Here is a 7,106-nt window from a genome sequence, read left to right as displayed (position 1 = left end):
TTCAGTGCGCCTACTGCTATTACTATATTATTTAAATAAAATAATATTCATAATAGGCTGCACGCAGCCGGCATACCGGAGTAGTCTTGCAATCCGAATTTCCTGCTAGGAGTGAAACTATGAAAATCAGCATCCTTAAAAACGTTCTTAACGAATCCATCCAGCACGTATCCAAGGCGATATCAAGCCGAACCACCATTCCGATCTTGTCCGGCATCAAGCTGGACGTGAATCATTCGGGAGTTACCCTCACAGCCAGCGACACCGATATTTCCATTCAATCCTTTATTCCGGTGGAAGATAGCGAACGCACTATCGTCACGGTCGAACAACCGGGCAGCGTCGTGCTGCCAGCCAAATTCTTCGTGGAAATTATCAAGAAGCTGCCTTCTCAGGAAATTCAAATGGAGGTCAAAGACCAGTTCCAAACCTTTATCTCCTCGGGAGCCACCGAAATTCAGATGGTCGGACTGGATCCGGAAGAATTCCCGGTGCTGCCTGATATCGAGGGAAACCAAACGGTTTCCCTGCCGGGAGCGCTGCTCAAAAACATGATCCGCCAAACCGGTTTTTCCATTTCCACGCATGAGACGACACCGATCCTGACGGGGGTTCTGTGGAACCTGGATCAAAACGAGCTGAAGTTTACCGCTACCGACCGACACCGCCTGGCCACCCGCTCCGCTCATTTGGAAGGGGCCGACGAAGTGAAGTTTCATAATGTTGTTATTGCCGGTAAGACGCTGAACGAACTCAGCAAAATCATTCCCGACCAGAATACGCTGGTCGATATCGTCGTGGCCGACAACCAGGTGCTGTTCAAGATCGACCGGGTCCTGTTCTATTCCCGCATCCTGGACGGCATTTATCCGGATACTTCTAGGATTATTCCGACAAACTACAAAACAGAACTGGTTTTGGACACAAAAAAATTAAGCGAGTCGATCGACCGCGCTTATTTGCTCTCCAGAGAGGAGAAGACGAATATCGTACGCCTGCAGACGATGGAGCATGGCGGTATCGAAATTTCTTCCAGCTCGTCGGAACTCGGTAAAGTGCGCGAAGAGCTGGACGTGATTGATTTTAAAGGGGAACCTCTGAAAATCTCGTTTAACTCGAAATATATGCTGGACGTGCTGAAAGTGGTGGAAAGCGAGCAGCTCAAAATTGCTTTTACCGGCATCATGAGCCCGATCATTCTGAAGCCGGTGGATGACAGCCAAAGCCTGTACGTTATTCTTCCGTACCGGACCACCAACTAAAGCAAAACTTGTCCACAGCGAAAGGATTCCTGATGAACAAAATAGTTATCCACAGTGAATATATTAAGCTTGATCAATTTCTGAAGCTCGCCAACTGCGTATCCACAGGGGGGATGGCCAAAGCCCTGCTGGCGGAGAACATGGTGACCGTGAACGGGGAGCCGGAAGACCGCCGGGGGCGGAAGCTGTATCCGGGCGATCAGGTCAAAGTGACGGACTGCGGCGAATTTGTGGTAGCACAAGAGGCATAAAGTGCCCCCAGGCCGCTGCTGTCGGCGGCGGCCGGCGAAGATGGGGAGGATAAGGCGTGTTTGTTAAAAATATCAGTCTGCAGCATTATCGCAACTACGAGAAGCTGCAGCTGGATTCTTTTGGAGACGTAAATCTGCTGATCGGACAAAATGCCCAAGGCAAAACCAATTTGCTGGAGGCTATTTTTGTGTTGGCATTAACTAAAAGTCACCGGACCTCCAAAGATCGGGAGCTGATTTCGTTTGAAGGAGGAAGCGCGCATCTGTCCGCGGTTGTGGATAAGAAGTACGGTCCGCTTACCCTCGATTTGACGATGTCCCCACAGGGGAAGAAGGCGAAGATTAACGGACTCGAGCAGCGGAAGCTGAGCGATTTTATCGGTGCGCTGAACGTGGTGATGTTTGCCCCGGAAGATTTGGAAATTGTGAAAGGCACACCGGGCATCCGCCGGCGGTTCCTTGATATGGAGATCGGCCAGGTCCAACCGGGATATCTCTATCATTTGCAGCAGTACCAGAAAGTTCTTAACCAGCGGAACAACCTGTTGAAACAGATGTGGGGGAAAGACAGCGTGAAGCCGGGCATGCTGGAAATCTGGGATCAGCAGCTCGTGGAGCACGGTGTTAAAATCATCAAAAAGAGGAAACAATTCATAATAAAGCTGCAGAAGTGGGCGGAAACGATCCACCAAGGCATCACAAGCGGCGGGGAATCGCTGAAGCTTGTCTATCAGCCGTCGTTTGGCGACGCCGAGGAGGAAGATGAAGCTTATCTTTTTGAACAATTTATGTTAAAGTTATCACAAGTGAAGGATCAAGAAGTGCGCCGCGGGATGACCCTTGCCGGGCCTCACCGCGACGACATGGCCTTTTTCATTAACGGCAAGGAAGTTCATACGTACGGTTCACAGGGACAGCAGAGAACGACCGCTCTGTCTCTTAAACTGGCTGAAATCGAACTGATCCAGGAGGAGATCGGAGAGTATCCGGTGCTCTTGCTGGATGATGTGCTGTCCGAGCTTGATCCTTACCGGCAAACGCAATTGATTGAGACTTTTACGGGAATTGAAAGTTTGAATGCCGATAAACTGAAGAACGCGAACATCTATCATGTTCATGCGGGACAGGTCAACTCTTAAGGAATGGGGAATGGTTATGTATATCCATCTGGGCGGTGAAAAAATCATCCGTTCTGCAGAGCTGGTTGCGATCTTTGACATTTCGATCGAGAAATCCTCCAAAATATCCAAGCAGTTTGTAAGCCATGCCCGGCAGGAAAAGAACGTGGAGTACATTGGCGAAGAGGAAGCCAAATCCATCGTCGTGACGAAGAGCACCGTCTATTACTCTCCAATTTCCTCATCCACGCTTAAGAAGCGGGCGAATGTCTTCTTCGCCAACGCTTAGGACACTGTGAACGCAGGTACACTCCAATCAGCAAACGTAGAATATATAGAAGTAGGTGACAGGCATGTCTATGAATCAACCGCAATATGATGAGAGTCAGATTCAGGTTCTGGAGGGTCTGGAAGCCGTCCGCAAACGGCCGGGCATGTATATCGGATCGACCAGCGTCAAAGGACTCCATCACCTGGTCTGGGAAGTGGTGGACAACAGTATCGACGAGGCGATGGCGGGCGTATGCGACCATATCGAAGTCATTGTCCACAAGGATAACAGCATCACGGTTGTCGACAACGGGCGCGGTATTCCGGTTGGTGAGAACGAGAAATTGAAAAAGTCGACCCTTGAGGTCGTCATGACCGTGCTTCATGCCGGAGGTAAGTTCGGCGGCGGGGGATATAAGGTATCCGGCGGTCTGCACGGCGTGGGCGTATCCGTTGTTAACGCACTGTCCTCCAAGGTCGTTGTCCAAGTTAGGTTGAATGGGCATATCTATCAGCAGGAATACCATCGCGGCGTGCCCCAGTATGACGTCAAAGTCATCGGGGATACCGACGAGCACGGTACGACCGTTACCTTCCTGCCGGATCCGGAAATTTTCACGGAGACAACAGAGTATGACTATAATACTCTCCTGACGCGGATTCGTGAGCTGGCCTTTTTGAACAAAGGCATTGCTTTGACGCTGACCGATGAGCGCACGGGGGCTTCCAACTACTTCAAGTACGAGGGCGGTATTATCGAATACGTCAAGTTCCTGAATGAGAAAAAGGAAGTGCTTCACGAACAGCCGATCTATGTAGAGGGCTCGCGGGACAACATTCAGGCGGAGATCGCGCTGCAGTACAATGAGAGCTACACCGAGAACATTTATTCTTTTGCGAACAATATCAATACGCATGAGGGCGGAACCCACGAATCCGGCTTCAAGAGCGCCTTGACCCGGATTATTAACGAATATTGCCGCAAGAGCGGCCTCGTCAAAGACGGCTCCAATCTGTCCGGCGACGATGTGCGCGAGGGCCTGACAGCCATTATTTCGGTCAAAATTCCGGAGCCGCAGTTCGAAGGCCAGACGAAAACCAAACTCGGCAACAGTGAAGTCCGCGGCATCGTGGAATCGCTCTTCTCCGAGAAGCTGTCCGAGTTCCTGGAAGAGAATCCTGCCGTATCCCGGCGGATCTTGGAAAAGGCGCTGCAGGCATCCCGTGCGCGCGAAGCTGCACGTAAAGCCCGTGAGTTGACGCGCCGCAAGAGTGCGCTTGAAGTCAGCGCCCTTCCCGGCAAGCTGGCGGACTGCTCCTCGAAGGATGCGTCCATTTGCGAGCTGTACATCGTCGAAGGGGACTCTGCCGGCGGATCCGCCAAGCAGGGACGCGACCGGCATTTCCAAGCGATTTTGCCAATCCGCGGTAAAATCCTGAACGTTGAGAAGGCGCGTCTTGACCGCATTTTGTCTAATTTGGAGATCCGGGCGATCGTAACGGCGATGGGTACGGGCATTGGCGACGAAGACTTCGACATCAGCAAAGCTCGGTATCACAAGCTCATTATCATGACCGACGCCGATGTCGACGGCGCGCACATTCGCACGCTGCTGCTGACCTTCTTCTACCGGTACATGCGCCAGCTGCTGGAAGCGGGATACGTATACATCGCGCAGCCGCCGCTCTTCAAAATTGAGCGCAACAAGACGGTCCGTTATGCCGGTTCCGAGAAGGAGCGCGATGAAATCATCGCTGAGTTCGGAGAGGGATCCAAAATTAATATCCAGCGGTATAAAGGTCTGGGAGAGATGAATCCGGAGCAGCTGTGGGAGACAACCATGGATCCGGAGAGCCGCACCATGCTGCAGGTGACGATTGAAGACGCCATGCAGGCAGACCTTATTTTCGACACCCTAATGGGTGACAGCGTTGAACCGCGGCGTGATTTTATTCACGAACACGCAAAAACAGTTAAAAATCTGGACATTTAAGCTTGAAGCCCACCTTAACTTGTTGGTGAGTCCAGCCCAAGATTGATATAGACAGACAAAACAAGAGAAGTTTCCGGAACCGGAGCTTCTCTTGTTTTGTTAATAGCTGCCTCTCCGTTTACTTCTGCCGGGGAGCCTCCCATAGTTGATCGCATACCGTTCTATGCGGCGGTAAATGCTTTTATCCTTGAAGAACTTTTTAAACGGAAAGATGGCCGGGAGCGTATTCACTTCAAGGATCCGGTCTGCAGCTGCTGTGCAGTGGCTACACCCAGCTCATACAGCTTTCGTTCCAAGTGAGGGGCTTCTTCAGGGCTTACGTTCCCCTCGAGCAGTTCGTTCAGCAGTCGTACGGAACCTCCACCGTGGTAGTTCGTGATGATCATGTCCTTAGCGGCCACCCGGCCGATGATCCCTGTCGTTTCCCAATTGCGGTATGGTGTTCTCTGGGTCAGGATTCTCAGATCAAACTGGCGCTCCTCATACTTCAAAGTCACGATTCCCTGCTGAATAATATAAAACTTTCCTCTTGTGTGCCTGTGTATGGCCTGATGCAGCGCATCAAGGTTCGCGTACGTCTCGGAGCGTATGCCGTAGCGCAAGGTATATTCCACTCCAGTGTGGGGAGAGCCCTCGGCGGGCTGCTCGCCAGCTGGAGCGTCAGGTTCACCGTGCCGCTGTACGTTCATGACCCCGTTGCCGTATGTGCCGCGGTCCGGCTTAATGTATACAAGAGGTGTGTTTTCAAGCATATTACCCAGCGTAGCGCGTGTATATTTTTGCGTTAAGGGAATGTAAGGAGATACCTGTTGATTCTGTAAAAGGACCTGGGTTTTCGCCCATTTGCTTGCAACACGTTGAATCGCCAAGAAATATCATCCTTTCTACGTGATTGGCCTTGTTATGTGCTTGTCGGCCGGAGCTTCTTCTCCGCGGTTCACAGGCGTAAAACATAGGACAAGCAAGCAAAACAATGGTATAATATAAAGATGTGGTGTTTTGTTTGCTCAAAACAGCACTAGGCGTCCCTATTGCCCTACCAGTATATGTGGAAAAGGCACAGAAGGCCGGGCGAATCCCTAGAGAAACGGAACTTGGGCAGCTGCGGAGCTGGTGGCGCTCAAACGTTTAATTGTGCTCTTTTTGTGAAAGTAATATAATAAAGGTTGGTGGGTTTGCGGATTCTCGTCCGTTGATTTCACCTTTTCTGCCCTGCGGTTATGCGCTTTTCGTTTCGCTCGGGCAAGAAGGAATTGAACTTTAACAGGCTTTGCATAAGCCTGAAAGTTATGGGAGCTTTTGCGGAAGTACGGGCGCTAGGCCCAGCCTGCAAAGACTGTACGTCGATAGACGTTTTTCCTCATATATTGATTTTTTATTTGCTGTACTAAATGAATCGTCTGAAAAGACATGTTAGTGGTTTGATAGAAATTGGAGGAGGTCCACCATGGCGGAAGAAAGAGGCTCGCAAATCAAAGATCGGGACATACGCGACGAAATGCGCGAATCCTTTATGGATTATGCGATGAGCGTCATTGTTTCCCGGGCTTTGCCGGATGTGCGGGACGGGATGAAGCCGGTTCACCGGCGTATCCTGTACGCGATGTCGGAGCTCGGTATGTATCCAGATAAACCATTTAAGAAATCGGCGAGAATCGTGGGTGAGGTCATCGGTAAGTATCACCCGCATGGTGACTCGGCTGTATACGAGACCATGGTTCGTATGGCACAGGATTTTTCGATGCGTTATATGCTTGTTGAAGGCCATGGAAACTTTGGTTCCGTTGACGGTGACTTTGCAGCCGCCATGCGTTACACCGAGGCTCGTCTTTCCAAGATCGCCATCGAGATGCTGCGCGATATCAACAAAGAGACAATTGATTTTACCGAAAACTATGATGGCGAGGAACTGGAGCCGGTTGTGCTTCCGGCACGTTATCCGAACCTGCTGGTCAATGGGGTATCGGGAATCGCGGTCGGCATGGCCACCAATATTCCACCGCATAACTTGGGTGAAGTGATTGATGGCGTGCAGGCGCTCATCAAGAACCCCGACATTACGTCACTGGAATTGATGGAATATATCAAGGGTCCTGACTTCCCAACCCGGGGCTTCATTTTAGGTCGGCAGGGAATCCGTCAGGCATATGAGACTGGCCGTGGATCCGTCACGATGCGGGCCAAAGCCGAGATTGAAGAAGTCAACAATAA

The 7,106-nt window shown here is 51.0% G+C and carries 7 protein-coding genes; 6 read left to right on the top strand and 1 reads right to left on the bottom strand.

Annotation, left to right across the window (positions count from 1 at the left end; all coding sequences use genetic code 11):
* Positions 1-119: 119 nt before the first annotated feature.
* From dnaN to gyrB, 5 genes are all read left to right on the top strand, one after another.
* On the top strand, positions 120-1,262 hold the full coding sequence (gene dnaN / locus CPT76_RS29055; protein WP_105445360.1) for a DNA polymerase III subunit beta: 1,143 nt from the start codon (positions 120-122) through the stop codon (positions 1,260-1,262).
* Between the two features lie 32 nt (positions 1,263-1,294).
* Positions 1,295-1,513: a S4 domain-containing protein YaaA gene (yaaA, locus tag CPT76_RS29050; protein WP_076172508.1), complete on the top strand. Its 219-nt coding sequence runs from the start codon at positions 1,295-1,297 to the stop codon at positions 1,511-1,513.
* Positions 1,514-1,569: 56 nt separating this feature from the next.
* Positions 1,570-2,652, top strand: coding sequence for a DNA replication/repair protein RecF (gene recF, locus CPT76_RS29045; protein ID WP_105445359.1), 1,083 nt, complete (start codon positions 1,570-1,572; stop codon positions 2,650-2,652).
* 16 nt (positions 2,653-2,668) lie between these two features.
* A complete protein-coding gene (remB, locus tag CPT76_RS29040; RefSeq protein WP_076172512.1) occupies positions 2,669-2,920 on the top strand; it encodes an extracellular matrix regulator RemB in 252 nt (83 codons plus the stop codon).
* Between the two features lie 64 nt (positions 2,921-2,984).
* Entirely contained in the window at positions 2,985-4,895 is a 1,911-nt protein-coding gene (gene gyrB / locus CPT76_RS29035; RefSeq protein WP_105445358.1) for a DNA topoisomerase (ATP-hydrolyzing) subunit B, read from the top strand.
* A gap of 227 nt (positions 4,896-5,122) precedes the next feature.
* Here the strand turns inward: gyrB and CPT76_RS29030 are convergent, their stop codons facing one another.
* A complete protein-coding gene (locus CPT76_RS29030; protein ID WP_258168900.1) occupies positions 5,123-5,764 on the bottom strand; it encodes a YheC/YheD family protein in 642 nt (213 codons plus the stop codon).
* Positions 5,765-6,342: 578 nt separating this feature from the next.
* On the opposite strand from CPT76_RS29030, the gene CPT76_RS29025 reads away from it, so the two are divergent.
* The coding region (locus CPT76_RS29025) for a DNA gyrase subunit A (protein WP_308737686.1) at positions 6,343-7,106 on the top strand (764 nt) is incomplete at its 3' end.

It is taken from the genome of Paenibacillus sp. AR247, from assembly GCF_002968895.1.
Taxonomy (GTDB): Bacteria; Bacillota; Bacilli; order Paenibacillales; family Paenibacillaceae; genus Paenibacillus_AQ; species Paenibacillus_AQ favisporus.
Note: the sequence above shows the minus strand (reverse complement) of the source record. Positions and strands in the feature narration are given on the sequence as shown.

What these genes read in the sequence shown, in the direction of transcription:
- yaaA (WP_076172508.1), top strand. Translation starts at nt 1,295, where the DNA reads ATGAACAAAATAGTTATCCACAGTGAATATATTAAGCTTGATCAATTT.
- gyrB (WP_105445358.1), top strand. Translation starts at nt 2,985, where the DNA reads ATGTCTATGAATCAACCGCAATATGATGAGAGTCAGATTCAGGTTCTG.
- dnaN (WP_105445360.1), top strand. Translation starts at nt 120, where the DNA reads ATGAAAATCAGCATCCTTAAAAACGTTCTTAACGAATCCATCCAGCAC.
- remB (WP_076172512.1), top strand. Translation starts at nt 2,669, where the DNA reads ATGTATATCCATCTGGGCGGTGAAAAAATCATCCGTTCTGCAGAGCTG.